Source organism: Mesorhizobium sp. M2A.F.Ca.ET.043.02.1.1, from assembly GCF_003952405.1.
GTDB lineage: Bacteria > Pseudomonadota > Alphaproteobacteria > Rhizobiales > Rhizobiaceae > Mesorhizobium.
This window is the reverse complement of sequence record NZ_CP034445.1, coordinates 2,303,266-2,326,061: the sequence shown is the minus strand read 5'-3', so window position 1 is coordinate 2,326,061 and position 22,796 is coordinate 2,303,266. Positions and strand designations below refer to the sequence as shown.

21 protein-coding genes are annotated in these 22,796 nt (G+C 65.5%); 10 read left to right on the top strand and 11 right to left on the bottom strand.

The features are described from left to right. Positions 1-18: 18 nt before the first annotated feature. The 4 genes from EJ068_RS11100 to EJ068_RS11085 all read left to right on the top strand — a co-directional run bounded on the left by EJ068_RS11100 (position 19) and on the right by EJ068_RS11085 (position 6,512). Entirely contained in the window at positions 19-1,440 is a 1,422-nt protein-coding gene (locus EJ068_RS11100; RefSeq protein ID WP_127252770.1) for a coniferyl aldehyde dehydrogenase, read from the top strand. A gap of 354 nt (positions 1,441-1,794) precedes the next feature. Beyond that, positions 1,795-3,006 (top strand): efflux RND transporter periplasmic adaptor subunit, encoded by a 1,212-nt coding sequence (locus EJ068_RS11095; protein WP_127252771.1) that lies wholly within the window; start codon positions 1,795-1,797, stop codon positions 3,004-3,006. Between the two features lie 74 nt (positions 3,007-3,080). Then, positions 3,081-6,257 carry an efflux RND transporter permease subunit gene (locus EJ068_RS11090; RefSeq protein WP_127252772.1) on the top strand — a complete coding sequence of 1,059 codons (3,177 nt, stop codon included), beginning with the start codon at positions 3,081-3,083 and terminating at the stop codon, positions 6,255-6,257. Positions 6,258-6,353: 96 nt separating this feature from the next. Next, positions 6,354-6,512 carry a DUF3309 family protein gene (locus EJ068_RS11085; RefSeq protein WP_127252773.1) on the top strand — a complete coding sequence of 53 codons (159 nt, stop codon included), beginning with the start codon at positions 6,354-6,356 and terminating at the stop codon, positions 6,510-6,512. 63 nt (positions 6,513-6,575) lie between these two features. Here EJ068_RS11085 and EJ068_RS11080 read toward each other — a convergent pair whose 3' ends face one another. Next, positions 6,576-7,532, bottom strand: coding sequence for an SDR family oxidoreductase (locus EJ068_RS11080; RefSeq protein ID WP_128315658.1), 957 nt, complete (start codon positions 7,530-7,532; stop codon positions 6,576-6,578). A gap of 96 nt (positions 7,533-7,628) precedes the next feature. Here EJ068_RS11080 and EJ068_RS11075 point away from each other — a divergent pair, with 96 nt between their 5' ends. Then, entirely contained in the window at positions 7,629-8,543 is a 915-nt protein-coding gene (locus EJ068_RS11075) for a LysR family transcriptional regulator (RefSeq protein ID WP_127252775.1), read from the top strand. On the opposite strand, the gene EJ068_RS11070 is transcribed toward EJ068_RS11075, so the two are convergent. The 3 genes from EJ068_RS11070 to EJ068_RS11060 all read right to left on the bottom strand — a co-directional run bounded on the left by EJ068_RS11070 (position 8,501) and on the right by EJ068_RS11060 (position 11,213). Beyond that, positions 8,501-9,682 carry an MFS transporter gene (locus EJ068_RS11070; protein WP_129554533.1) on the bottom strand — a complete coding sequence of 394 codons (1,182 nt, stop codon included), beginning with the start codon at positions 9,680-9,682 and terminating at the stop codon, positions 8,501-8,503. The two genes, EJ068_RS11075 and EJ068_RS11070, sit on opposite strands and share 43 nt — an antisense overlap. 396 nt (positions 9,683-10,078) lie before the next feature. Continuing rightward, on the bottom strand, positions 10,079-10,387 hold the full coding sequence (locus EJ068_RS11065) for a DUF1244 domain-containing protein (protein ID WP_127252777.1): 309 nt from the start codon (positions 10,385-10,387) through the stop codon (positions 10,079-10,081). 28 nt (positions 10,388-10,415) lie between these two features. Continuing rightward, entirely contained in the window at positions 10,416-11,213 is a 798-nt protein-coding gene (locus EJ068_RS11060; protein WP_127252778.1) for an N-formylglutamate amidohydrolase, read from the bottom strand. 170 nt (positions 11,214-11,383) lie between these two features. On the opposite strand from EJ068_RS11060, the gene EJ068_RS11055 reads away from it, so the two are divergent. After that, a complete protein-coding gene (locus tag EJ068_RS11055) occupies positions 11,384-11,938 on the top strand; it encodes a DUF1036 domain-containing protein (RefSeq protein WP_189342600.1) in 555 nt (184 codons plus the stop codon). Next, positions 11,935-13,362 (top strand): pyruvate kinase, encoded by a 1,428-nt coding sequence (gene pyk / locus EJ068_RS11050; protein WP_127386250.1) that lies wholly within the window; start codon positions 11,935-11,937, stop codon positions 13,360-13,362. The genes EJ068_RS11055 and pyk overlap by 4 nt, the downstream gene beginning before the upstream one ends. A gap of 68 nt (positions 13,363-13,430) precedes the next feature. Here the strand turns inward: pyk and EJ068_RS11045 are convergent, their stop codons facing one another. From EJ068_RS11045 to EJ068_RS11030, 4 genes are all read right to left on the bottom strand, one after another. Beyond that, positions 13,431-14,495, bottom strand: coding sequence for an alpha/beta hydrolase (locus EJ068_RS11045; protein WP_127251055.1), 1,065 nt, complete (start codon positions 14,493-14,495; stop codon positions 13,431-13,433). A 184-nt stretch (positions 14,496-14,679) separates the two neighbouring features. Next, the gene (locus EJ068_RS11040) at positions 14,680-15,081 is read right to left on the bottom strand and encodes a hypothetical protein (RefSeq protein WP_127251054.1); all 402 of its coding nucleotides are present in this window, start codon (positions 15,079-15,081) and stop codon (positions 14,680-14,682) included. Positions 15,082-15,351: 270 nt separating this feature from the next. Further along, positions 15,352-15,534 carry a 50S ribosomal protein L32 gene (gene rpmF, locus EJ068_RS11035; protein WP_006203806.1) on the bottom strand — a complete coding sequence of 61 codons (183 nt, stop codon included), beginning with the start codon at positions 15,532-15,534 and terminating at the stop codon, positions 15,352-15,354. 254 nt (positions 15,535-15,788) lie between these two features. Beyond that, positions 15,789-16,496 (bottom strand): transglycosylase domain-containing protein, encoded by a 708-nt coding sequence (locus EJ068_RS11030; protein ID WP_176480066.1) that lies wholly within the window; start codon positions 16,494-16,496, stop codon positions 15,789-15,791. A gap of 128 nt (positions 16,497-16,624) precedes the next feature. Between EJ068_RS11030 and EJ068_RS11025 the strand changes: the two genes are divergently transcribed. After that, positions 16,625-17,542, top strand: coding sequence for a polyprenyl synthetase family protein (locus tag EJ068_RS11025; RefSeq protein WP_127251053.1), 918 nt, complete (start codon positions 16,625-16,627; stop codon positions 17,540-17,542). A 7-nt stretch (positions 17,543-17,549) separates the two neighbouring features. Here EJ068_RS11025 and EJ068_RS11020 read toward each other — a convergent pair whose 3' ends face one another. Continuing rightward, positions 17,550-18,146, bottom strand: coding sequence for a TetR/AcrR family transcriptional regulator (locus EJ068_RS11020; RefSeq protein ID WP_245463399.1), 597 nt, complete (start codon positions 18,144-18,146; stop codon positions 17,550-17,552). A 120-nt stretch (positions 18,147-18,266) separates the two neighbouring features. On the opposite strand from EJ068_RS11020, the gene EJ068_RS11015 reads away from it, so the two are divergent. Continuing rightward, a complete protein-coding gene (locus EJ068_RS11015) occupies positions 18,267-19,025 on the top strand; it encodes an SDR family NAD(P)-dependent oxidoreductase (RefSeq protein ID WP_127251051.1) in 759 nt (252 codons plus the stop codon). Between the two features lie 78 nt (positions 19,026-19,103). After that, on the top strand, positions 19,104-20,138 hold the full coding sequence (locus tag EJ068_RS11010; RefSeq protein ID WP_127251050.1) for an aldo/keto reductase: 1,035 nt from the start codon (positions 19,104-19,106) through the stop codon (positions 20,136-20,138). Positions 20,139-20,162: 24 nt separating this feature from the next. Here EJ068_RS11010 and EJ068_RS11005 read toward each other — a convergent pair whose 3' ends face one another. Then, positions 20,163-21,851 (bottom strand): ABC transporter ATP-binding protein, encoded by a 1,689-nt coding sequence (locus tag EJ068_RS11005; protein WP_127251049.1) that lies wholly within the window; start codon positions 21,849-21,851, stop codon positions 20,163-20,165. Further along, positions 21,851-22,795, bottom strand: a complete 945-nt coding sequence (locus EJ068_RS11000) for an acetamidase/formamidase family protein (RefSeq protein ID WP_127251048.1) — start codon at positions 22,793-22,795, stop codon at positions 21,851-21,853. The genes EJ068_RS11005 and EJ068_RS11000 overlap by 1 nt, the downstream gene beginning before the upstream one ends. Position 22,796 lies beyond the last annotated feature (1 nt).

The window sequence follows — 22,796 nt, the reverse complement described above, 5'->3', positions numbered from 1 at the left end:
ACGTAAAGGGAGGTTGCGATGCTGCAGACGAGGCAGAACGCTCTTGGCGTCCGGTTTGAAGCGCAATGCAGGGCCTTCGAGAAGGAGCCGTTCCCGACGCTGGATGTGCGCAAGGACCGGCTGAACCGCCTGCTGGCGCTCACCGAAAAGCATGAGGCCGAGATCTGTGCTGCGATCGACAGCGATTTCTCCGCCCGCTCGGCTGAGGAGACGCGGCTTGCCGAACTGTTCGTCGTACGCGCCGGCATCAGGCATGCGCTGTCGCATCTCGGCGCCTGGATGCGCGAGCGCCGCGTCGCCACCAGTCTGCCGTTCCTGCCTGGCCGCAACCGTCTGCTCCCGCAGCCGCTCGGCGTGGTCGGCATCGTCTCGCCCTGGAACTATCCGTTCCAGCTCGCCGTCGCGCCGGCGACCGCGGCGCTCGCTGCCGGCAACCGCGTCATGATCAAGCCGTCTGAGCTCACGCCGAAGTTTTCGGACCTGCTCGCCAGCCTGGTCGAGAAATATTTCGCCGCCGACGAGGTCGCCGTGATGGTGGGCGACGCCGATGTCGGCAAGGCGTTCGTGTCGCTGCCTTTCGACCACCTCCTGTTCACCGGCTCGACCGCCGTCGGCCGCCAGGTGGCGCTGGCCGCCGCCGCCAACCTGACGCCGGTGACGCTGGAACTCGGCGGCAAGTCGCCGGCAATCTTCGATCCGTCCTGCGACCTCGACGCGGCGGTCGCCAGCGTCGCCTATGGCAAGCTGCTCAACGCCGGACAGACCTGCATCGCGCCGGACTATCTGATGGTGCCGCGAGGCCAGGGCGCGGCGGTCGCGGCCAAGTTCGCGGTCGCCATGGCCAAGCTCTATCCGCGCCTCGGCGACAATCCCGACTATACGGCGATCGTCAGCGAGCGGCATCACCGGCGGCTGAGCGACATGGTCGCGGAGGCGCGCGACAGCGGCGCCGACATCACCGAGATCAACCCGGCCAACGAGACGCTCGGCGTCAGCGACCGCAAGATGGCGCCGGTGCTGGTGCGCAATGCCGGCGACAATCTGCGGCTGACGCGCGAGGAGATTTTCGGGCCGGTGCTGCCGATCGTCGAATATGGCACGGTCGACGAAGCCATCGACCATGTGAACCGGGGTGAGCGGCCGCTGGCGCTCTACTGGTTCGGCAGCGACAGCGCCAACCGCCAAAGGGTGATGCGCGAGACGGTGGCTGGCGGCGTCACGATCAACGACTGCATGCTGCATCTGGTGCAGGAGCGGCAGCCCTTCGGCGGCGTCGGCGAGAGCGGCACCGGCGCCTATCACGGCGAATGGGGATTCCGCACCTTCAGCAAGGAAAAGCCGATCTTCATCCAGTCGAAGCTCAGCGCGGGCGGCCTGCTGCGCCCGCCTTACGGCAGGACATTCGAGCGGATCTTCCGGCTGCTCAATCTCATCACTTGACAGCTTCAACCGAGGATAGCGGGGCGCTAGCGCGCTCCGACCGGACGGCTGCCGCGGCCCGTGGACGATTTTTCGCATCATGCTGACGGCTGCTGCCAGTAACCTTGGGGAAACCTGCCGGCGCGCCGGCAAAAGCGCCAGCCGGCTGGCAGAAAAGCCCGTGTTTGTCGAGGTACAGCGTTCCCCGCCGCAATGTTCCGGCAACTTTTCCGACTATATTGCGCCGCAACTTTCAGGTAGAAGCGGCGTCCGCCGATCACGGCAAATTGAACTAGGCCCCGCGCACACCCATATCGGCCGCGCGCCCAAGTCGGAAGCGCCGACCTAGCCAGGTCCTGCTACGGAAAAATGACGATGCCAAAAATCAGGTTTCACAAGCTTGCAGCCGTTGCCGTGCTCATCGGTTTCGCGGCCTGGATGGGAACGGGCGAGTTTTCCTCTGTCGGCAGCGCCGCGGACAAGTCTGTCACCACCGAGAAGTCGGTTACTACCGACAAGTCGGCTACGACCGACAAACAGGCCGGCGCCGGCCAGCCGGAGGCCGCCAAGGCGAAGACAGCCGAGGCTGAGCCAAAGGCCGCGTCGCGCACCGTGGCGGTGGTGACGCCGCCGCGCAAGACCTTCGCGCGCGCCATCCGCATCTCCGGCCTGACCGAGGCCGACAAGCGCGCCGTGCTGGCGACGCGCGTCGCCGGCGTCATCGAAAAGCTGCCGGTCAAGCAGGGCGACCATGTCAAGACAGGCGATCTCGTGCTGATGCTCGCGGCCGAGGAGAAGATCTCCAATGTCGACAACGCCAGGCAGCTGCTTGTGCAGCGCAAGGCCGAGCTCGACGCCGCCGAGCGGCTGGCCAAGACCGGCAATCTGCCGAAGCTGCAGCTCGACACTGCCCGTTCCAACCTGACGCTCGCGCAATCGCAGCTCGATGCCGCGCAGGCGGAGCTCGACCGCAATGAGGTGAAGGCGCCGTTCGACGGCGTCATCGACCGCATCCCGGTGGAGCTCGGCAGCTCGGTGATGCAGGGCGGCGAGGTGGCGACGATCCTGAAGCTTGATCCGGTCATCGCGCGCGGCGAGATCAGCGAGCGTGACCTGCGCTATGTCAAGATCGGCGACCAGGCCGATGTGCGTCTGGTCAACGACCAGAAGGTCACCGGCACGGTTCGCTACATCAGCCGCGATGCCTCGGCGCAGACCCGCACCTTCCGCGTCGAGGTGGCGATCCCCAATGGCGACGGCTCCATCCCCGCCGGCATGACGGCCGAGATCACGCTCAGCGCCGAGCCGACCAATGCGGTCATGCTGCCGCGTTCGGTGGTGACGCTCGGCGACAAGGGCGACCTCGGCATCCGCGCCGTGGGCAAGGACGACAAGGTGGCCTTCTTCCCGATCGATCTCGTCGACGACACGCCGCACGGCCTGGTGCTGGGCGGCATTCCGGAAGATGCGCGCATCATCGTCGCCGGCCAGGAGCTGGTGAAGGAAGGCGACTTGGTGAAGCCCGTCGAGGCCGATCAGGCGACCATCAGCAAGCTGATCGGCGAAGCCGCCGCCGGCACGCAGTAAAGCACGACGCGTCCGTCGCCGGGCCAATCCCGCGACGGCGGTCCGCAGCCTTGGAAGCATAACAGGCCGAAGTCATGGATATCGTCAGACTCGCCATCAACAATGCCCGCCTCACAATATCGGCGCTGCTGTTCCTGCTCGTCGCGGGCTGGGTCGCCTATCAGTCGACGCCGAAGGAAGCGGAGCCCGACGTTCCGATTCCGATGATGTATGTCAGCCTGATCTATCAGGGCATCTCGCCGGAGGATTCCGAGCGCCTGCTGCTCAGGCCGATGGAAAGCAAGCTCAAGAGCCTCAAGGGGCTGAAGGAGATGCGCTCTGCCGCCTTCCAGGGCGGAGGCTACGTGCTGGTCGAATTCCAGCCGCAGACCGATCTCGCGACGGCGCTGCAGGATACGCGCAGCAAGGTGCAGGACGCCCAGGCCGACCTGCCGCAGGCGGCCGAGGAGCCGACGGTCAACGAGGTCAACGTCTCGGAATTCCCGGTCCTGGTCGTGACGCTTTCCGGCGATGTGCCGGAGCGCGTGCTGACGGCCGCCGCGCGCGAGCTGCGCGACCGCATCGAGGAAGTGCCCGGCGTGCTCGAAGGTTCGCTGCAGGGCGCGCGCGACGACCTCGTCGAGGTCGTCATCGACCCGGTCAAGCTGTCCTCCTACGGGTTGCAGCTCGACCAGGTGATCCAGGGCGTCGCTTCTTCCAACAGCCTGGTCGCGGCCGGCAACCTCGAGGGCTCGGAAGGCAAATATGCGGTCAAGGTGCCGTCGCTGATCGAGACGCCGGAAGACGTCGCCAACCTGCCGGTGGTCGCCACACCGAACGCCGTGGTCCAGGCCAAGGATGTCGCCACCATCCGCTCGACCTTCAAGGATGCCGAGACGGTGACCCGGCTCGACGGCAGGCCGGCCATCGCCATCGAAGTGAAGAAGCGCATCGGCGCCAACCTGATCGACACTCTGACCCATGTCCGGGAAGTGTCGGACAATTTCATCAAGACGATGCCCGAGGGCATGCATGTCACCTACACGCAGGACAAGTCCGTCTTCGTCAACCAGCTGCTCGGCGACCTGCAGAACCATGTGATGATCGCCGTCATCCTGGTGTTCATCGTCATCCTCTACGCCCTGTCCGGACGTGCCTCGCTGCTCATCGGCCTTGCCATCCCGTCGTCCTTCCTGATGGGCATCCTGCTGCTCGCCATGATGGGCTACACGATCAACATGATCGTGCTGTTCAGCCTCATCCTGGCTGTCGGCATGCTGGTGGACGACGCCATCATCGTCACCGAATTCGCCGAACGGCGCATGAGCGAGGGCATGCCGAAGGCCGACGCCTTCGCGCTGGCCGCCAAGCGCATGGCCGGCCCGGTCATCGCGGCGACGATGACGCGCATCGCCGCCTTCTCGCCGCTCTTGTTCTGGCCCGGCATCATCGGCGATTTCATGAAATACATGCCGATCACGCTGATCGTGACGCTGTCGGCCTCGATGCTCTACGCGCTGGTCTTCGCGCCGACTTTGGGCGCGATCTTCGCCAAGGCGCCGGAGCATCACGAGGAAGGCAATCGCGACGGCTGGTACATGGCCGTGGTCAAGCAGGCTGTCCGCTTCCCGATCACCGTCATCCTGCTCACCGTCGGGCTTCTGGTCGGCGTCGGCTTCGCCTATTCGAAATATGGCGCGGGCGTCGAGTTCTTCCCGAGCGTCGAGCCGGATTACGGCCTGCTCTATGTCCATGCCCGCGGCAATCTTTCGCTGGCGGAAATGGACGCCGCCACCAAGACGGCGGAAAACCGGCTGCTCGGCTGGCCCGGCGTGAAGTCGGTCTATACGCGCGTCGGCAAGACCCAGGGCGGCGGCCAGGACATTCCCGAAGACGTGGTCGGGGTCATCCAGTATGAATTCGTCGACTGGCGCCAGCGCAAGTCCGCCAACCAGATCCTCGATGACCTGCGCGGCGTGATGGCCGGCATTCCCGGCGTCGATGTCGAAGTGCGCGTTCCAGAAGCCGGCCCGCCGACCGGCAAGCCGATCCAGATCCGGCTGTCGGCCGCCGACCCGGCCGGGCTGGACGACAAGGCGCGCGCGGTGGCGGCGCGCATCGCCAAGATCCCCAACGTCATCGACATTTCGGACGGCCTGCCGCCGCCCGGCGTCGACTGGGCGCTCGAGGTCGACCGCGCCAAGGCGGCGCAATACGGCATCAGCCCGACCTCTGTCGGCACGGTGGTGCAGCTGGTCACCAACGGCCTCAAGCTCTCGGAATACAGGCCAGCCGGCGCCGACGACGCGGTCGACATAAGGCTGCGCCTGCCGGAGGACCGGCGCACTCTGTCGACACTCGACGAGCTTCGCGTGCAGACCTCGCAAGGCTCGGTGCCGATCTCCAACTTCGTCGTGCGCAAGCCCGAGCCGACTGTCGGCATCCTCAACCGCATCGACGGCGCGCGCACCGTGGTCGTGCAGGCCAATGTCAGCGCCGGCGCGCAGGTCGCCGCCGTGCAAGAGCAGGTCACCAAGGCCGTCACCGACATGGATCTCGGCAGCGGCATCCGCTGGAAGCTCGCCGGCTCCAACGAGGACAGCGCCGAAGCCAGCGCCTTCCTCGGCAAGGCTTTTGGCGCTGCGATCTTCCTGATCTTCCTGGTGCTCTTGGCGCAGTTCAACAAGTTCACCAGCGTGTGGCTTGTCTTGTCCTGCGTGGTCATGGCGACGATCGGCGTGTTCTTAGGCTTGCTTCTGACAGGCGAGGCCTTCGGCATCGTCATGTCGGGCATCGGCGTCATCGCGCTGGCCGGCGTGGTGGTGAACAACAACATCGTTTTGATCGACACCTATGACCGGCTGCGCGAGGAAGGCTGGGACAAGATGGACGCGGTGCTGCAGACCTGCCGCGAGCGCGCCCGCCCGGTGGTGCTGACGGCGGTGTCGGCCATCCTCGGCGTGCTGCCGATCGCCTTCGGTCTCGGTCTCGAAATCTTCCATCACGAGACGACGATCAACGCGCCGTCGACGCAATGGTGGATATCGCTGTCCTCGGCGATCGTCTTCGGCCTGTCCTTCGCCACGCTGCTGACGCTGGTGGTGACGCCGTCTATGCTGATGGTGTTCACTCGCGCCAAGGTGAAGCCCGGCCAGCGACGCGGCTGGTTCGGACGCCTGTTCCGCAGTGGCAAGGGCGAGGTCACGACGGGCGCGCCCGCTGGAGAAACTGGCACAGAGCCGGCGGTTGCCTTTCCGAAAGCGGCGGAATAGAGCGGTTCGCAACGCCAAGACGAGAAGCCGCCCGGAACAACCGGGCGGCTATTTGCATTGTTCCCTCGAAGTTCAACCAGACGGCGAGGATTTTTCATGACGATCGGCACAATTCTCGTAATAATCCTGATCCTGATCCTGATCGGCGCCGTGCCGGCATGGCCGCATTCGCGCTCCTGGGGCTACGGCCCTTCTGGCATCGTCGGCGTCATTTTGGTCGTGCTGCTCATCCTGCTGCTGATGGGCAGACTCTGATCTTCAATGAATTGCGGCCGGGCTTTGAAACCCGGCCGTTTCATCTTTCGTTGGAGCTTTTGATCAAGCGGCCAGGCGCGAGGGCTGCACGGCGATGCCGATATCCTGCAAGGCCTCCTTCACCGCCTCATCGAGCGGGGTATGCGGGATTTCGCCGATGATCTCTTCCAGCCGCGTCGAAACCAGCCGGTGCGGCTCGTAGCGCAGATAGGACATTGAGACGATCTCGCGCCACATGGCGACGAACGGGCTGCCGGCGCGCAGCACCCACCAGGGCATGAAGGAGAGCTTCAGCTTGCGGTTCAGCGCCTTCTCGGCTGCCGCTTTCATGTCGAGGTCGGTGATGGCGTGGCCGGGGAAGTTGATGGCTTCGAAGAAGCCCGTTTTGTCGAGGTTCTTCGCCAGGCCGACGAAGGCGACGGCGAAGTCCGGCAGGTAGGCCCATTCATGGGTCAGGTCGGCCGGGCCGGGCGCGGTGTAGACGCCCTTCTCCATCTTGGCGGCGACGACAAGGTCGAACCAGGAGCCGCTGCCGGTGCCGCCGAAGAAGTCGCCGGCTCTGAGGACGATGGTGCGGACCCGGCCGGCTTCGGCCTCGCCGCGAAACAGGTCTTCCATGGCGCAGCGGATACGGCCCTTCTCGGTGGTCGGATGGAACGGCGTCGCTTCGGTGATCACCTGCGGCATCGGCGAGCCGTAATTGTAGACGGTGCCCGGGAAGAGATGCAGGGCGCCGTTTTCACGGCAGGCGGTCATGACGTTCTCGGCCATCGGCATGCACTTGCCCCAATCGGTGTAGATCGGGTTCAGGCCGTTGAAGATGATGTCGACGCCTTGGGTGGCGCGGATCAGGGACTGGCGATCCAGTGCGTCGCCGGCAACCGCGGTGGCGTCCTTGAGTTCGGCCGGAACCTTGCCGGTACGGGTGACGGCGCGGACGTCGAAGCCGGCGTCGATGAAGGCCTTGCCGACCACGCGGCCGAGCCGGCCGTTGGCGCCGAGGATTGCGATCTTGGTCATCTGTTCTCTCCGTGGTTTGCGTTTGTCCCTGCAATCTGATGCCTTCATCGACGAATTGAAATTGACTGAAGTCGGCGTTCTGTTATTCAAAAATGAATGAAGGAATTCGACTGGAACCTGATCAAGAGTTTGGTCGCAGTCGCCGAGACCGGCAGTCTGTCGGGCGCCGCGCGCCGGCTCGCGGCCAGCCAGCCGACGCTCGGCCGCCACATCGCCGAGCTGGAGGCCGCGCTCGGCGTCACGCTGTTCCGGCGTGGGCGTCGCGGCTACGAGCTGACCGAGGCGGGCAGCACGCTCTACGAGCGCGGACGGGTGGTCAGCGCTGAGGCCAATGCGTTCTCGCTGCTGGCGCTGGGCTCTGTCGAGGCGATCGAGGGCACGGTGCGCATCGCCGCTTCGGAAGTGGTCGCCGCCTTCGTTCTGCCGGACATGATGGCGCGCCTCGGCGAAGAGGAGCCCGGCATCGAGGTCGAGATCGTCGCCTCCAACCAGGTCGAGAATCTCTTGCGTCGCGATGCCGACATCGCCATCCGCATGGTGCGGCCGGCGCAGAACGAGCTGGTGGCGCGCAAGGTCACCGACATTCCGCTCTGCCTATGCGCGGCGAGCGTTTATCTCGACCGGTGCGGCCGGCCGCAAAAACCCGCCGACCTCGCCGATCACGCCTTGGTCGGCTTCGACCGCAGCGACGAGATCATTCGCGGCTTCACGTCGTTCGGCATTCCGGTCGGCCGCAGCCATTTCCGCTTTAGGACCGACAACCAGATCGTGCTGTGGGAAGCCGTGCGGACCGGCAACGGCATCGGCCTCGGCCAGGAGCCGCTGGCCGACCGCGATCCGGACCTGGAAAAGCTGTTGCCCGATGTGCCGCTGCCGGTCCTGCCTGTCTGGCTCACGATGCATCGCGACGTGCGCACCAGCATGCGCATCCGCCGCGTGGCGGATTTCCTGCATGAGGGGCTGAAGCTTTATTCGGCCGGCACGGGTTCGGGAGCGAATTCGGCGCGGTGAGCGAGCCCTGCCATCAGGAGCACGACGACCAGCAGCCCGGAAAGCGCAATGAAGATCGGTCCGAAGCTCGAATGCTCCGCGACGAAGCCGATCGCCGACGGCGCCACCAATATACCGGAATAGCCCATGGTGGTGACGACGCTCATGCCGGTGCCGGACGACATGCCTTCCTGGTTGCCGCCAGCCGAGAACAGGATCGGCACCATGTTGGCGATGCCGAAGCCGCAAAAGGCGAAGGCGGCGATGGCGAGGTAAGGCGAGGACGAGAGGCCGGCGACCAGCATGCCGGCAGCAGCGACCAGGGCCGAGCCGCGCAGCGTCGACACGGCGCCGAAGCGGTTGCGCACGCCATCGCCCAGGAAGCGCATCAGCGCCATGACGCCGGAGAAGGCGGCATAGGCGAGGCCGGCGACCGCGAGATCGGCGCCCAGTTCCTGATGCAGGAAGAGCGCCGCCCAGTCGAGCACCGCGCCTTCGGAGATCATAGTGAGCAGCGCCATCAGCCCGACCAGATAGACGGCGGTGTGCCGCGGCAGCGTGAATTTCTGATGCTCGACAGCCTGCGGCCGGTCTTCCGCGATGAGATAGCGAATGGCGAAGGCGATCACGGCGAAGGCGATCACCGTGACCGCGACGGCATGGGAAAGATAGCCGTAGTTCTGGATCGAATAGCCGCCGAGCGCGCCGCCGGCGAAGCCGCCGAGGCTCCAGAAGCCGTGCGAGGAGGACATGATCGCCCGGGAAAGCCTTCTTTCCACCACTACGGCATTCGAGTTCATGGCGACATCCATGCCGCCGATCGAACCGCCGAAGATGAGCATGGCGACCGCCGCCAGCGGCACGTTGGGCGCGAGCGCCACGATCAGCAGGCCGAAGCTGCCGCAGAGGCCGAACCAACGCGTCACGCTGCGCGAGCCATGCCTGGAAATGAGATGGACGCAGCATGTCATGGCAATGACCGCGCCGACGCCGAACAAAAGGATCAGCAGGCCGAGCGTGAACCGATTGATGTCGAGCCGGGTGAGGAACACCGGGATCTGCGGCGCCCAACTGCCGGTCAGAAAACCATTGGCGAGGAAGATACCGGCGACGGCCCAGCGGCCGCGTGTTGCGGCCTGCATCGTGGTTTGCAAGGTCATTCTTCGAACCTGGTGCGCCGGTGGATTTCGAGCGGCAAATTAGATCGATTCAATTTGTAGTCAAGAACTGAACAAAGAAAGTGCTTGGACCAAGGGAGCGACCGAGGATTGGTTCTGTTCTAGGCATACTGCCGCTTTGGAGATTAGTAGAATCGCCCCTCCATTCGTCATCCACGGGCGGAGCAAGGAGCGAAGCGACGCGCGCAGACCCGAGGATCCATTCCGTGACCTGGAAGCGCCGCTACGACGCAAACCATCCCCGGGGTGCACTACGATCATATTCTGGACCGCTGCACTCTTCGATAGTCGTAACGGCATGGATTCCAGGGTCTGCGCGCGTCGCTTCGCTCCTTGCTCCGCCCTGGAATGACGAAGTCGCGAAGGCGTTCGGCAGGCTCAGTGATCCTTCGGCCGCTTGGCCTCGAACTCTGCCTTCTTGGCTTCTGAAGCCTCGGTCTGGTTGAGCGCCTGCCATTCGGCATAGGGCATGCCGTAGATGATCTCGCGCGATGCATCCTTCGACAGCGCCACGCCCTCGGCTTCGGCGGCCTCGCGATACCAATTAGAAAGGCAGTTGCGGCAGAAGCCGGCGAGGTTCATCAGGTCGATGTTCTGGACATCGCCGCGCTCGCGCAGATGCGCCACCAGCCGGCGGAAAGCCGCGGCCTCGAAGTCGCGCTTCTGGTCGTCGCTGAGGTCGGTCATCTCGGAAAACTCCTAGACTGTCGTCTGCTCACACCGGCCCGGTGCGCGAGCCGAACATCTTCACCTGATGTATATCGGCACGGCGGTCGATGGCGTCAACGATGGGCGCCAGCCGCTCGGCCCAGGCAAGCGCCCCGGCGCGGTCGGCGATCAGGTCCTGGCGGATCTCGATCAGCGCATGCGCGTAGCCGTTGACGATGGCGTGGCGGAACATGGTGTCGCCGCGCAGCGCGCCGTCATAGGGCTCGTTGTCGCCGACGACGAGGGACCTGTCCTGCGCCAACATGTCGATCAGCGGCCGCGCCACGCGGTCGTCGCGGTCCCACAGCACGCCGACATGCCAGGGGCGGACGAAGCCCTGCATCACCGGCGTGAAGGAATGGACGGAGAAGATGAACGGCGCCTTGCCCGACGCATGCGCCACGGAGGCGATCATCGCGCCGACGGCGTCGTGATAGGGCCTGTAGAAGCGGTCGAGCCGCCGTTCGCGCTCTTCCGGAGCTATCGGATAGTTACCCGGCACCACGGTGCCGTCATAGAGCTGACGGATCATGGTCGGGTCGCCCTCGCCCCGGTTGGGGTCGATCAACAGCCGCGAGAAGCCGGCCAGCACCGCCGGCGCGTCGAGCGCGGTCGCGAGCTCGCGCGTCACCGTCTCGACGCCGATGTCATAGGCGATGTGACGGTCGAATTCGGATGCCGGCAAACCGAGGCTGCCATATTCCTCCGGCAGGTCGCGGCGGGCGTGGTCGGCCAGAAGCACGACGCCCTTCTTGCGGTCGCCCTCGACAATGTCGAACGGCGTGAAAACTGTGGATCGGGTCATCGGCTGAAAAGGAGATGGCGGCTGCGATGTGGTATCGTCATTCCACGAAGAAGACGCCGGCGCAATGCCGTTGTTTGGCCAAGGTTTCCGCAAAAAATCCCCAGCGCGGGGAGAATTTGCGCGACGGGCCCTTCTAAATCGATTGGAATTGAACAAAACGGCGCGTTGACATGCGACCGGAGTTTGCTGAAAAGGGGCTTCGAGAGATGCAAATGTGGTTCGCAAGGGGATCTGCGATGGGTTTTGCCGGCCGGCTGCGCAAGCGCCTGGCCCTGCCGTTGCTGATCGTCGGCGCGGGATTTTTCGCGATAGCCGCGACCTCGCCGGCCCGGGCCGACTTCCGCGTTTGCAACGCAACGCAAAATCTGGTGGGCGTCGGCATCGGCTATCGCGCCAAGGCCGGCTGGATCACCGAGGGCTGGTGGCACATCGAAGGATCGACCTGCAAGACGCTGATCGAGGGTCCGCTGTCATCAAGGTTTTACTATCTTTATGCAGAAGACGCCGAGCGTGGCGGGCGCTGGGATGGCCCGATCAACATGTGCGTCGCCGAAAAAGAGTTCAAGATCGCCGGCGTGAATGATTGCGTCGCTCGGGGCTTCCAACGCGCCGGATTCCAAGAATATGACACGGGCGAGCAGGCCAGCTGGATGGTCCAGCTGACCGACGAGCCCGCAACGGGAGGCGCGCCAGCGACCCCCGCTCCGGGAACAAACAGTCAATGAGACGCAACCGCAAGGTCAAGATCCTCGCCACCATCGGTCCGGCTTCCTCCTCCGAGGAAATGCTGAAGAAGCTCTTCGAAGCGGGCGCCGATGTCTTCCGCATCAATATGAGCCATACCGACCACGAGTTGATGCGCACGCTGGTCGGGCGCATCCGCGCCGTCGAGGCCGCCGTAGGCCGGCCGATCGGCATCCTCGCCGATTTGCAGGGTCCGAAGCTCAGGGTGGGCAAGTTCTCCAACGGCAAGGAAGCGCTGACTGTCGGCCAGACCTTTACGCTCGACGACAATCCCGAGCCCGGCACGTCGAAGCGCGTGTACCTGCCGCATCCCGAAATCCTGAGCTCGGTCGAGGCCGGTCACAGACTTTTGATCGATGACGGCAAGCTGGAGCTGAAGGCGGTGAAGGCCGACGGCAAGTCGATCACCTGCACCGTCGTTGCCGGTAGCGGAATCTCCGACAAGAAGGGCGTCAGCCTGCCCGACACCGACCTGCCGGTCGGCGCGCTGACCGACAAGGACCGCGCCGATCTCGACGCGGTGCTTGCCACGGGCGTCGACTGGGTGGCGCTGTCCTTCGTGCAGCGGCCGGAGGATCTGGCGGAAGCGCGCAAGATCGCGCGCGGGCGGGCGCTGATCATGGCCAAGATCGAGAAGCCGCAGGCGGTGGCCAGGCTTCCCGAAATCATCGATCTCTCCGATGCGCTGATGGTCGCCCGCGGCGATCTCGGCGTCGAGATGCCGATCGAAGCCGTGCCCGGCATTCAGAAGCAGATCACGCGCGCCGCGCGCCGCGCCGGCAAGCCGGTGGTGATTGCCACACAGATGCTGGAATCGATGATCACCGCGCCGGTGCCGACCCGCGCCGAGGTCTCCGACGTGTCGATCGCCGTGTTCGAGGGCGCCGACGCGATCATGCTTTCGGCCGAATCCGCGGCCGGCGCCTATCCGGTCGAAGCTGTCGGCATGATGAACCGCATCGCCACCAAGGTCGAAACCGACCCGACCTATGCCGGCATCATCAACGCGCAGCGTTCGGAACCCGAGGCGACCGGGGCCGACGCCATTTCGCTGGCCGCTCGCGAGATCGCCGAGACGCTGAAACTATCGGCGATCATTTCCTACACCGCGTCCGGCACGACCGGGCTGCGCGCCGCGCGCGAGCGCCCACAGGTGCCGATCGTGGCGCTGTCGCCGATCCTCAGCACGGCGCGCCGCCTGTCGCTGCTGTGGGGCACGCATTGCGTGGTTTCGGAGGATGCTACCGACCTCGACGACATGGTCGACCGGGCCTGCCGGATCGCGCTGGAAGAAGGTTTCGGCAAGCCTGGCGACCGCGTCATCATCACGGCCGGCGTCCCGCTCAGGACACCCGGATCGACCAATATGCTGCGGATTGCGTATATCGGGTCTGAGACTCACTAACCGCTGAGGCTTGGTCTGCGAAGTCGGCGCTGACCTAGTCTAAGGCTGCTTGGCGACAGCAACGCAACTCATCGGCCCGGCGCGAGCTCGGCGTCGGGCACCTTGATGTCGGGGCACTTGCCGTCTTTGTAGGGGTCGCCGGCAATCCGGCCCTCCACGGCCTTGGCCAGCGCTTGTAGATCGACATCTTCGCCCGCGACCTTCCGGATCGCGCCGACCACGAGATCGGGTGCGATCCAGTCCGGCTTGTGGCCGAGATTGCGGACCCAAACCAGTTCGGCGCCGGGAATGTCGCGCTCGAGGCCGACGGAGTGGATCGTCGCGTAGACCACCTTGTCGCGGTCGCCCGAGATGACGACGGTCGGCGCCTTGATCTCCCGGTAAGCGGGAGAGGCGGCCCGGACATAGTCGTGGAGCTGGGCGACATCGCGGGCGTTGGCGCGAAAGGCGGATGGCCTGAGCACCAGCGGGATCGAGGCGTTCTGGAGGTAGAAGTCCGGCAGGGTGTTGGGGGAGAAGACGCAAGCCGTCGCATCGCCGATCCGCAGCATGCCGGCCGGATAGGCGAGCGTTTCGGAAAACAGCCAGCCGACCACCGGCATGGCGGTGAGCTTGTAGTACCAGGCGGTCGCGCCGCCCGGCCAGGGATGCGTGGCCGGTGACACGAAGACGAGACCCGCTGTTTTTTCTGGATGCTGGCGGGCGAAAGCCGTGGTGATCGCGCCGCCGAAGGAATGCGCAACGACAATGGCCTTTGCAATGCCGAGGCGGTCTATCAGCGCCGCGATCGTATCGGCCTGCGCGGCCAGAGTTTCGTTGTTGCCGCGCCGCGACCAGCCGAGGCCCGGGCGGTCGAGGAACAGCATCTCGGCGCGGCCCTCGAGCAGCGGCTTCAGCGGCAGCATCTGGTCCTTGAGGTTGGCGCTGGCGCCATGGATGAAGACGAGCGGCGTCAGGTCGGCGCCGGCAGGTGCCGGGATATGGGCATAATGGATGCGCGCGCCGTTGACCTCGGCGAACTCGCCGGCCGGCGGACTGCGCCGCTCGATCAGCCAGACGCCGGCGCGGGTGATGCCGGCCAGGGCAAAGAGGAGTGCGATGAGGAAGAGGAGCGCGGCGCCGATGAGGTTCATGCGGTGAGATACGAGGGCAGGTGAAGATCTGGTTCAGCGGTCAGGCGATCTTGACAGGTTGAGGCCGCGTTGGCAGCCGGAATCTGTCACGCTGCCGTGGTGCGCGCGAGCCGGAGGTCTCCGCCAATCGTCAACGCATGCCATCCGGCAACGGGAGCAGCCCGTCTGAACTTCCGTGCCGGGGCTAGTTCAGATTGATGTCGCGGCTTGCCGATCGCATCGACACGGAGAAGCCGGCCAGCACGTCGAACAGCGCGATGATCATCAGCGTGAAGAAGACTGAGTGCGCCGCGCCCTTCACCAGCAGGAACTCGACGAGAAAGGCGATGAAGACCAGCGTCGACAGAAGGTGATCCAGGATCGAGGCATTGGTCGTGCGCACCGATTTCGAGATCTCGACGAACAGAAAGATCAGCCCGATCAGCACCATCAGGTCGCCGAGCGTCATGGAGAAGACGCCGCCCGACATCATGCGGAAGGAGAACATCTCGGTCATCCAGGGGTCGTCGCCGCCGCCGAACAATCCGAGCAGGCCGAGATTGTAGAGGACAAAAGGCATGATCAGCAGCGGGATGGCACCGAACATCTGGGCGACTCCAATCAGGGCACCCCCTTTTGTAAAATCCGCGGCAAGCGCGCCGTCAAGGTTTTTCGCCGCGGCGACGAACACGCTGTAAGACCTAATGAAATAACGATGTCAGCCGGTTGCCGGCTGACATTACGTCCCCTCCAGGCGCGATCTCTGGAGGAGCCACCTCATGCCGACTTCGGCACCAGTCGGCGGACCGGCAGGGCGCCAAAACAAAAAGACCGGCCAGGGGCCGGTCTTTTGAAAGTCGCAAACCTTGGAAGCCTCTCAGCTTTCCTTCGGCTCCAGAACCTGGCGGCCGCGATACATGCCGGTCTTCAGGTCGATGTGGTGCGGGCGGCGCATCTCGCCGGAGTTCTTGTCCTCGACATAGGTCGGGGCCTTGAGGGCGTCGGCCGAGCGGCGCATGCCGCGCTTCGACGGAGAGGTTTTTCTTTTTGGAACGGCCATGGATATGCTCCACTACATGGTCAAAATGCCCCGGCAACCCTCGCGAAAGGGCCGCATCGAGGCCATAATCTGAGAAAGTCGGGTGCCTATACACGCCTTGCGCCGTTTTGGCCAGCGCTGGCCGCGAATTTTTTTGAGCCGGCGCCGCTTCGCTTGGATCAGGATGCCGTTTCGTCGAAACGCCGTCCTGGTCCAAGTCTTCGTTGGAGCGTGATCTTTTCCGAAAACCGGGTCCCACTTTTCGGGATCACGCCCTAATCCAGGCATCCGACATAGGCGCCGGACCGGCTGGCGCGCCGCTCGATCAGCGAGGCCAGCCGCCTCAGTCCCGGCCCGGGCTTCGCCGGATTGCGCGCGATCGGGTTGGGCAGGCTGACGGCGAGCAGGGCCGCCTGCCTGCGCGACAACTGCTTGGCCGAGACGCCGAAATGATGCCGGGCGGCAGCCTCGATGCCGTAGATGCCCGGCCCCCATTCGGCGATGTTGAGATAAATCTCCATGATCCGCCGCTTCGACATCACCGCATCGAAATAGACGGCCAAAGGCAGCTCGACGACCTTGCGCACGCTGCCAAGCGGCCGCGACCACAGGAAAAGGTTCTTCACCGTCTGCATGGTGATGGTGGAGGCGCCGCGCGTCGCCTCGCCGGCTAGCGCGTCATCGACCACGCCGCGCAATTCGCCCAGATCGACGCCGCGATGGAAGCAGAACTGCCCGTCTTCCGACATGATCACCGAATGCGCCAGCACGGGCGCCACGTCATCGATCGACACCCAGCGCCGGTCGTAGCCGGAGAAGGTCGCGAGGTCCTTCAGCATCAGGGTCGAGACCGGATGCACGAAGGACGGCAGGTAGAGGAAGGTGAGCACGACCGGAATGGCCGCCAGCACGAGCGCGACGACCAGGCAGCGCCGGCCGATGCGCCTCAGACTGGCGCGGCTCAGGCGCCGCGAGCGCGCCATGTCCAGCCCTTCGCTTCCATGTTCGACGATCGGTTCCGTCAAGCCGTCCCACCCGTGCCTCGCCCCCTCCGGCATAAAGGCGCGCGCCTGCTTGCGCAATGTCTGAGTGTCGGCTACCGGTCCCGGCCATGAGCAAAGACGACCAGATCGCCTTCGAAACCGCGCTTTTCCTGCGCGCCGCTGCCGTCGAGACCGAGCTGCGCCGGATTCTCGACGTGCGTCCGCTCACCGGTGAGATCGCGCGGCCCGAGCGCCTGATGGCGGCGATGCGGCATGGCGTGCTCAACGGCGGCAAGCGGCTGCGGCCTTTCCTGGTCATGGAAAGTGCCGCGCTGTTTTCGGCCGACAATGACGCGGCGTTGCGCGTCGCCGCGGCGCTCGAATGCGTGCATTGCTATTCGCTGATCCATGACGACCTGCCTTCCATGGACGACGACGATCTGCGGCGCGGCCAGCCGACCGTGCACAAGGCCTTCGACGAGGCCACCGCCATCCTCGCCGGCGACGCGTTGCTGACTTTGGCTTTCGACATCATTGCCGACGAGGCGACAGCCTTGCCTGCCGACCGTCGGGTGGCGCTCGTGCTGGCGCTCTCGCGCGCGGCCGGCGCCGGCGGCATGGTCGGCGGCCAAATGTTCGACCTAGAAGCTGAGCGCAACCGGCCGGACGAGGCCGGCATCATCACGTTGCAGGCGATGAAGACCGGCGCGCTGATCCGCTTCGCCTGCGAGGCCGGCGCGATCGTCGCCGGCGCGCCGGCGGCCGACCGCGAGCGGCTGGCCGAATTCGGCTCCGCGATCGGCCTTGCCTTCCAGCTCGCCGACGACCTGCTCGACCTGACCGCCGACGCCAAGCAGATGGGCAAGGCGACGAACAAGGACGCCGCCGCCGGAAAGGCGACGCTCGCTTCGCTGCACGGCCCCGACTGGGTGCGTGGCCAGCTCCACGGCCTGATCGACCAGGCGCATGCGCTGCTCGATCCCTATGGCGAGCAGGCAGGGTTGCTCAAGGAGGCCGCGACTTTTGTCGCCACGCGCAACAGCTGACGACAGGCTATCGGACGCCTGAAGATGCTTTCTTGCCATAGCGGAGGCCGTCGACCAGCAGGGCGACCATGCGCTGGGCTTGATCGGCGCCGCTCAGCCTCGCGATGGCGTTGAGCAGGTCCCCTGCATCGACATCGCCCCGGATTTCCCCCGCGGTCGCCGCGGCATGAAGCAGTTGGCCGAGGGCGGGCTCCAGATTCTGCTGGAAGTACAGCGGCAGCGGTTCGAAGACGGAATCTCCCGAATGCAGCGCTTCGGCCAACCCGCGCTTGGTCGCGATAAAGGCCACGTAGCGCTCAATCCATTTCAACAAAGCCTCGCCAGGCTCATAGCTGGCCGCGAGGAGAGGCGCGGCGGCGGCGCAGGCATCGATTTCACGACGAAACACCGCAGCCACGAAATCGGAGCGCCGCGGGAAGTGCCGATAGACCGTACCGACCCCGACCCCCGCCTTCTCGGCGATCTCGCGCACCGGCGCATCGACGCCTGAGGTCGCGAACACCGCCTTGGCCGCCTGCAGCAGCGCGTCGAGGTTGCGCTGGACGTCGACCCGCACGCGCCGGTCAACGCCCTCCGCCACCTCATTGTGCCGTTTCCCGCTCACCAAATACCTCTTGAAAAACGGAACAATGTTCCGTATTTGTGAATCGGAACACTGTTCCGTATCCGCCAACATAGTGCAATGCGGCGGCTGTGACAATCAATCGGACGACAGGAGACGATCATGCCGGACACTCGTATCGCGCTGGTGACTGGAGCAAATCAAGGAGTCGGCCTGCAGGTCGCAAAGGAACTCGCGGCAAACGGGGTCACCGTGCTTGTCGGATCGCGCAATCTCGAGCGCGGCGAGGCGGCGGCGAGCGAGATCGGACCGGGCGCCATTGCGCTGCAGCTCGACGTGACGGACCAGGACTCGATCACCGCCGCGGCGGCGCGTATCGGCGACGAATTCGGCCGGCTCGACCTGCTCGTGCAGAATGCCGCGATTTCGAACACCGGACGCCGGCCGGACGCGACGGTCGAGGACCATGCCAGATTGACCCGCCCGAGCAACGTCTCCCTCGATGAAGTACGCGCCGTGTGGGAGACCAACGTCTTCGGCGTGCTTGCCGTTTACCAGGCAATGCTGCCGCTGCTGCGCCGGTCGGCGGATGCCCGCATCGTCAACGTGTCGAGCGGCGTCGGCTCGCTGACCTCCAACGCCGACCCTGCCTTCGGCTATCGCGCGTTGTTCGGCCCGGTCTATCCGGCCTCCAAGACGGCGCTCAACGCCATAACGCTCGCGATGATGATTGAGCTCGAGTCGACAGGCATCAAGGTCAACCTGGTCTCGCCGGCCTACACCCGCACCCACCTCAACAACTACGGCGGAACGGAGTCGGTCGAGGACGGTTCGCGCGAGGTGGTCCGTGTCGCCCTGCTCGGTCCGGAGGGTCCCTCGGGGACGTTCACAAGATGGGAAAATGTGACGATCCCTTGGTGACGGCAGATCGAACATGGTCGGCAGCGCAGCTTCTGCCGCAGGCCGCTTGGCGGCGCGTCGAATTCAAGGAGAATAGCCATGCAGTACCGTACGCTCGGACGAACCGGCATCAAGGTCAGCCCCTATTGCCTGGGCGCAATGATGTTCGGCGGCATAGCCAATGCCGATCATGACGATGCGATCCGCATCATCCACAAGGCGCTGGATTTCGGCATCAACTTTGTCGACACCGCCGATCGCTACAGCGCCGGCGAATCCGAGCAGATCGTCGGCAAGGCCCTGAAGGGGCGCCGCGACAGCATCGTGCTTGCCACCAAGGTCCACGGCCCGATGGGCGATGATCCCAACAGGCAGGGCAATTCGCGGCGCTGGATCACCCATGCGGTGGAGGACTCGCTCAAGCGCCTGCAGACGGACTACATCGACCTCTACCAGATCCACCGTCCTTCGCCGGACACCGACATCGAAGAGACGCTTTCGGTGCTTACCGACCTGGTGCGGGCGGGAAAGGTGCGTGCCATCGGCTCCTCGACCTTCCCGGTTTCCGAAATCGTCGAGGCGCAGTGGGTCGCGGAGCGGCGCGGCCTCGCGCGCTTCCGCGCCGAGCAGCCGCCCTATTCGATCCTCGACCGGGGCATCGAACGCGACACGCTGCCGACCTGTCAGCGCTACGGAATGGGCGTGCTGGTCTGGAGCCCGCTGTCCAAAGGCCTGCTTACCGGCCGCTACCGCAAGGGGCAGCCGCTGCCCGAGGGCGGCATACGAGCGAAATTCATGCCGAGGCAAATGTCCGATGAGCGGAGCCTCGATGTGGTCGAGCAGCTGATTCCGCTGGCGGCCGAAGCCGGCATGTCCCTCACTCACATGGCGATGGCGTTCGTCATGGCGCATCCCGGCGTGACATCGGCGATCCTCGGCCCGCGCACCATGCAGCATCTCGACGACCTGCTTGCCGGCGCCAACATCCCCCTGGCCGACGACGTCCTCGACCGCATCGACCGGATCGTTCCGCCCGGCACCGATGTCGGCCTGAACGAGGCCGCATACAATCCACCGGCTCTGACCACCGCCAGCCTCCGCCGCCGTCCAGCCGCGGAACGGGCGGCGGTATGAGCGCGGCGACGCGTCGGGACGACGTCAGTTCTGCACGTTCGCGGCGCGTGGATCGGGAATGGGCACGGCGGCGATCAGTTCGCGCGTGTAATCCTCCCGCGGCGACGACAGCACCGCGCGGCGCGGGCCGGCTTCGACGATGCGGCCGGCGCGCATGACGGCGACGTCGTGGCTCATGCGCTCGACCACCGCCATGTCATGCGAGATGAAGAGATAGGCTAGGCCCAGCGTCTCCTGCAGCTCCAGCATCAGGTCGAGCACGCGAGCGCGCACTGACACGTCGAGCGCGGCGACGCTTTCGTCGGCGACGATCAGCTTCGGTTCCAGCGCCAGGGCGCGTGCGATGCAAATGCGCTGGCGCTGGCCGCCTGAAAATTCGTGCGGATAGCGCGAGGCGTGATCGGCTTCGAGTCCGACCCGCGCAAGAAGCGAGGCCACTCGTTCGCGCCGATCGTCCCTGCTGCCGATGCCGTGGATGACGAGCGGCTCGGCGATGGCGGCTCCCACTGTCATGCGCGGGTCGAGCGAGGCGTAGGGATCCTGGAAGATCATCTGCGCGGCGCGGCGCACCGGCCGCATCGCGGCCGCGGAGAGGCCGTGAATGGACGTGCCGCCGATGATCACCGAGCCGGCGAAAGGAACAAGGCCGAGCACGGCCTTGCCGGTGGTGGACTTGCCGGAGCCGCTCTCGCCGACGAGGCCGAGCGTGCGGCCCGGCCTTATCTCGAAGGAGACATCCTGCACCGCCGGCGCTTCCGAGGCGCGGCGGCGGAACAGGCTGGAGGAGGCGCCGTAATCGACGACAAGCTTCTTCACCGAAAGCACGGGCGCTTCCCCGTCTGGGACCGGCGGTCGGGAGGTGGCCGTGACCCGGGGCGGTGCGTCGGTTCCCGCGAAGGCGCCGAGGCGCGGCACGGCGGCGAGCAGTTCGCGGGTGTAGTCGGCTTGCGGCCGCTCGAAGATGTCGAGCACGGGGCCCGCCTCGACGATCCGTCCATCGCGCATGACGGCCACCCGGTCGGCCATCTCGGCGACGACGCCCATGTCGTGGGTGATGAGGATGATGGCGGTGCCGAACTCCCGTTTCAGTTCCCGCATCAGCTTCAGGATCTGCGCCTGCACCGTCACGTCGAGCGCCGTCGTCGGCTCGTCGGCCAGAAGCACTTTCGGCCGGCAGGACAGCGCCATGGCGATCATGACGCGCTGGCGCATGCCGCCGGAGAGCTCGTGCGGATATTGTTTCATGCGTCGCGCCGGGTCGCTGATATGCACGACATCCAGCATGTCGCGAGCGCGCTGCTCGACGCTTGAAGCTTCCGCGCCCTGGTGGATGCGGATCGCCTCGGTCAGTTGCGCACCGATTGAGTGTACCGGGTTGAGCGACGTCATCGGCTCCTGGAAGATCATCGCGATCTCGCCGCCGCGCACGTCGCGCATGGCGCGCTCCGGCAGGCGCGGAAGCGACTGGCGTTCGAGCCTGATGTCGCCGCCGGCGATGCGCAGCGAGGCACGCGGCAACAGGCGCATGATCGAAAGCGCCGTCACCGACTTGCCCGAGCCGGACTCGCCGGCAAGGCAGAGCGTCTCGCCCGGCGCCAGCGCAAAGCTGATGCCGTCGATGACGCGCCTTGCGCCTTGCGGCGTCAGCGCGTCCACCGACAGGTTCTCGACGGTCAGGACAGCATCTCTTCCTCGCCCGGAACCATCCGCCATCAATTGAAGACGATCCTCGGAAAATAGAACGAGACGACCCAGTTCGGCATGTCGACGATCTCGCTGATGCGCAAGTCACCGCAGACCGAGCAGAGCATGTAGGCGTCGACCGGCTTCAGCCCATGGTCGGCGGCGAGCAGGTCGACCATGCGCATCACGCTTTCGCGCGCCGCGGTCATCAGGTCCGGTCCGACGCCGGTGGTGACCTCGTAGCCCGCCTCGTCGAGATGGCGGGTCACCGGTCCCGGCGTGGTGAAGCGCGGGCTTTCCAGCCGCGCATCTTTGACCAGCTCGATCGTCGCCTCGACGTCCATGCGGCTCTCGATCGCTGTGCCGCAGACCTCGCCATCGCCTTGAGCGGCGTGGGTGTCGCCGATCGAGAGCAGCGCGCCTTCGACCTCGACCGGCAGATAGAGCGTGGTGCCGGCGGCGAGATCGCGGATGTCGAGATTGCCGCCGACCCGGCGTGGCGGCACCACAGAATGCAGGCCGGGTTCGGCCGGTGCCACGCCGATGGTGCCGGCAAAAGGTTTCAGCGGCACGCGCCCGCCCGGGCCATAGAGCGCCGGCGCCATCGAGGCGGCATCATATTTCCAGATGTGCAGCGCCGGCTCCTTGAACTGGTCGGCGAGCAGCCCGAAGCCCGGAATGTTGGCGGTCCAGCCGAGGCCCGACGGTTCGAAATGGCGCAGCGTGATCTTCAGCGCATCGCCGGGCCTTGCGCCCTCGACATAGACCGGTCCGGTCACCGGATTGACCTTGCCGAAATCCAACGTCTTGACATGCTCGACCGTGGAGTTCGCGTCGAACTGTCCGCCGCCGGAATCGAGGCACTCGAAATGGATGGTCGAACCCGGCCTGGCCGTCAGCGCCGGCTCGAAATCGCAGTTCCAGCCGAAATGGTGGCTGGCGCGATGAATGGTGTAGTCGCACTTCACGCACATG

What these genes read in the sequence shown, in the direction of transcription:
- EJ068_RS11060 (WP_127252778.1), bottom strand. Translation starts at nt 11,213, where the DNA reads ATGACCCGATCCACAGTTTTCACGCCGTTCGACATTGTCGAGGGCGAC.
- EJ068_RS11040 (WP_127251054.1), bottom strand. Translation starts at nt 15,081, where the DNA reads ATGTTCGGTGCCATCCCGCTGCTGATCATGCCTTTTGTCCTCTACAAT.
- rpmF (WP_006203806.1), bottom strand. Translation starts at nt 15,534, where the DNA reads ATGGCCGTTCCAAAAAGAAAAACCTCTCCGTCGAAGCGCGGCATGCGC.
- EJ068_RS11065 (WP_127252777.1), bottom strand. Translation starts at nt 10,387, where the DNA reads ATGACCGACCTCAGCGACGACCAGAAGCGCGACTTCGAGGCCGCGGCT.
- EJ068_RS11025 (WP_127251053.1), top strand. Translation starts at nt 16,625, where the DNA reads ATGAGCAAAGACGACCAGATCGCCTTCGAAACCGCGCTTTTCCTGCGC.
- EJ068_RS11055 (WP_189342600.1), top strand. Translation starts at nt 11,384, where the DNA reads ATGCGACCGGAGTTTGCTGAAAAGGGGCTTCGAGAGATGCAAATGTGG.
- EJ068_RS11015 (WP_127251051.1), top strand. Translation starts at nt 18,267, where the DNA reads ATGCCGGACACTCGTATCGCGCTGGTGACTGGAGCAAATCAAGGAGTC.
- EJ068_RS11030 (WP_176480066.1), bottom strand. Translation starts at nt 16,496, where the DNA reads ATGGCGCGCTCGCGGCGCCTGAGCCGCGCCAGTCTGAGGCGCATCGGC.
- pyk (WP_127386250.1), top strand. Translation starts at nt 11,935, where the DNA reads ATGAGACGCAACCGCAAGGTCAAGATCCTCGCCACCATCGGTCCGGCT.
- EJ068_RS11100 (WP_127252770.1), top strand. Translation starts at nt 19, where the DNA reads ATGCTGCAGACGAGGCAGAACGCTCTTGGCGTCCGGTTTGAAGCGCAA.
- EJ068_RS11090 (WP_127252772.1), top strand. Translation starts at nt 3,081, where the DNA reads ATGGATATCGTCAGACTCGCCATCAACAATGCCCGCCTCACAATATCG.
- EJ068_RS11080 (WP_128315658.1), bottom strand. Translation starts at nt 7,532, where the DNA reads ATGACCAAGATCGCAATCCTCGGCGCCAACGGCCGGCTCGGCCGCGTG.
- EJ068_RS11085 (WP_127252773.1), top strand. Translation starts at nt 6,354, where the DNA reads ATGACGATCGGCACAATTCTCGTAATAATCCTGATCCTGATCCTGATC.
- EJ068_RS11095 (WP_127252771.1), top strand. Translation starts at nt 1,795, where the DNA reads ATGCCAAAAATCAGGTTTCACAAGCTTGCAGCCGTTGCCGTGCTCATC.
- EJ068_RS11045 (WP_127251055.1), bottom strand. Translation starts at nt 14,495, where the DNA reads ATGAACCTCATCGGCGCCGCGCTCCTCTTCCTCATCGCACTCCTCTTT.
- EJ068_RS11005 (WP_127251049.1), bottom strand. Translation starts at nt 21,851, where the DNA reads ATGGCGGATGGTTCCGGGCGAGGAAGAGATGCTGTCCTGACCGTCGAG.
- EJ068_RS11000 (WP_127251048.1), bottom strand. Translation starts at nt 22,795, where the DNA reads ATGTGCGTGAAGTGCGACTACACCATTCATCGCGCCAGCCACCATTTC.
- EJ068_RS11075 (WP_127252775.1), top strand. Translation starts at nt 7,629, where the DNA reads ATGAAGGAATTCGACTGGAACCTGATCAAGAGTTTGGTCGCAGTCGCC.
- EJ068_RS11070 (WP_129554533.1), bottom strand. Translation starts at nt 9,682, where the DNA reads ATGACCTTGCAAACCACGATGCAGGCCGCAACACGCGGCCGCTGGGCC.
- EJ068_RS11010 (WP_127251050.1), top strand. Translation starts at nt 19,104, where the DNA reads ATGCAGTACCGTACGCTCGGACGAACCGGCATCAAGGTCAGCCCCTAT.